The organism is Salegentibacter haimaensis (assembly GCF_054121495.1).
In genome coordinates this window covers 1-2,183 of record NZ_JBSYGH010000033.1, presented here as the reverse complement: position 1 = coordinate 2,183, position 2,183 = coordinate 1, and the positions used below count along the sequence as shown (strand labels likewise).

Annotated in this window: 2 protein-coding genes; both read right to left on the bottom strand. The window is 32.9% G+C overall.

Going from position 1 to position 2,183, the window contains the following annotated elements:
• Positions 1–59: 59 nt before the first annotated feature.
• Positions 60–1,241, bottom strand: a complete 1,182-nt coding sequence (locus ACW6QP_RS15315; protein WP_457911750.1) for an exonuclease domain-containing protein — start codon at positions 1,239–1,241, stop codon at positions 60–62.
• Positions 1,242–1,411: 170 nt separating this feature from the next.
• The gene (locus tag ACW6QP_RS15310; protein WP_457911749.1) at positions 1,412–1,981 is read right to left on the bottom strand and encodes a hypothetical protein; all 570 of its coding nucleotides are present in this window, start codon (positions 1,979–1,981) and stop codon (positions 1,412–1,414) included.
• Positions 1,982–2,183: the final 202 nt, after the last annotated feature.

The window sequence follows — 2,183 nt, the reverse complement described above, 5'->3', positions numbered from 1 at the left end:
AAAAAATATAAACTATTGAAATAAAGAGAATTAAATATTAAATTTGGAAGAGAATCTGGTTATTGCTTTTCATAGGAGCCATTGTTGTGTGGCGTATTTTTTTTCAGATTTTCAAAATCCGAATTGGTTAATATTTTTATGTTACAATTTTTCTTTTCGTTCAGTTCGTGTACTTTTTGAATTTTCGACCAACCAAAGTCAGCTCCGATAACAACAAAATCGACTTTGCTCGTAATTCCAGATTTTATTATTCCGCCATTTTGTTCGATAAATTTTTTCGCTGTACTTCTGTCTGTCGTTATTTCTCCAGTAAAAATAAATCCTTTGTTCTTAATCTCAATTTTTTCGAGTTCTCCGTCTTTTAGTGAATACGCTTGAACATAATCAAGATTTTGATTTTTAATTTCGGCTGTTTCTTTTTGTCGAATTATTTTTTCTTGAATTTCTCCGAAACTCAAAGTTTTTATTAAACTTTCATAATCGGGATAAAGTTCTGCAAGTTCTCCAAATACATAAGCACAAACTTTTGCATCTTGTTCAGGATTATGTTTGTCAATATATTCAATGTCAAATTTTTCTGCGAGTTCAGCTAACTTTTTTGAATTTCCTGTTTTCTCCGCAAGTTGCATTGTGTCCAAGTAGTTAATATTGAAATCTGAAATTGAATAGTGTTCAAAGAGGTTTTTTAAAACACTCAAATCCATACTTGCGTTATGGAACACAATTAAGTTTTGATTAAAATATTTTGAAAGTTCAAATTCCCAAAGTTCATCGAAAGTCATTGCGTAATCTACATCTTCGGCTGTAATTCCGTGAATTCCAATATTTCTGCTTGAGAATTTTTCGGTTTCTGGCGGTTTGATGTGAAAACTTGTTTGATAAGCTATTCTGTCATTTTTTATGAAAACCAAGCCTAAAGCACAAGCACTAACTCGGTTTTGGTTTGCTGTTTCAAAGTCAATTACAATATGGTCAAATTTACTGTCGAAATATTCTGGAAAACTGTGAGGATTTTTAAATTCAGATGTTGAAACTTTTTGTTTAATCGCTTGTTCGTATTGCGGTTTAAATTGAATTCCGTTTGCTTTGGCTTTCTCGTACCATTTTTGCAAATGAGGTGCAAAAGTCAATTCCACAAAGTTGTAGAATAGAAATTCATTTTCCGTTTGAGGATTTATTCCGCTAACTGAAATTTCAATCGGATTTTCTATTTTTTCTTTCTTTTTGAACCAATTAAACATTGTTAAATTCTTTTTTCGATTTTTTGGTCAATATGACACACAACGGTTTTGTGTATGGCTCGTTGCGGGAAATCCGCGAGGATTTTCCGCCGTAACCGAAAGATAGCAAATTGCAATGAATTCCGATTAGGAATTCAGCCGCAATGAGCTATACACGTTGTTGTAGCACGTTATTTTATTCGGTTTTTTATTTCGTTTAATAGTTTATTCTGTTCAAGATTTTTTTCAAATTCAGCTTCTTGGTTGAACATATTGTCCTTTCCAAAAAAGAGTTGACTTTCGTGATAGTAAAACAATGCCCAATTCAGACTTCCGTCAAATATTGTCAGGTCAGTATCCCAAAACATTCCTTCCCAATATTTGATTACCATTTTCCAAGTCAGCATTATTGCTTGCCCAGAATTGTCAGATTCCACAAAAACATATTTGTCAAATGGGATTCCGAGATTATAGAGCCATTTTTTAATTTCCGAATCACAGTCCATTGTAATTTGAAACTTCTTTTCGGTTTTGAAATATCCTTTCGTAAATGGACTCCAATCAGTGCCAGTTGAGTAAGCTAACATTTTAGAAGAATTCAGATATTCTTTTACAATTTCAGTTCCTTTTTTATTCAGAAAATTAATTTGGTCTTTATGCTCTTTAGAAATCTTTTCAGCTTCTTCTGGCGACCAAAGAAAAGACCAACTTTTTGGAAAGTCAGTTTTATATTCCGCTAAATTTTCTTCTAAAACGTTCATTTTTTAATGTGCTACAACGTCTCGTATAAAAACTGTGCGAGCTGGCGAGCGTGATTGTCCGCAGGACAATCAGGCATTGCAAGCGAGCACAGAACTTCGATTCGAGACAGGTTTTAGCATTGTTTTTAGCATCAATGAAAAAGCAGTAATCGAGTATCTTTAAAATTCACCAAAACTCTAAAGATATGGAAACCCGAGTTAC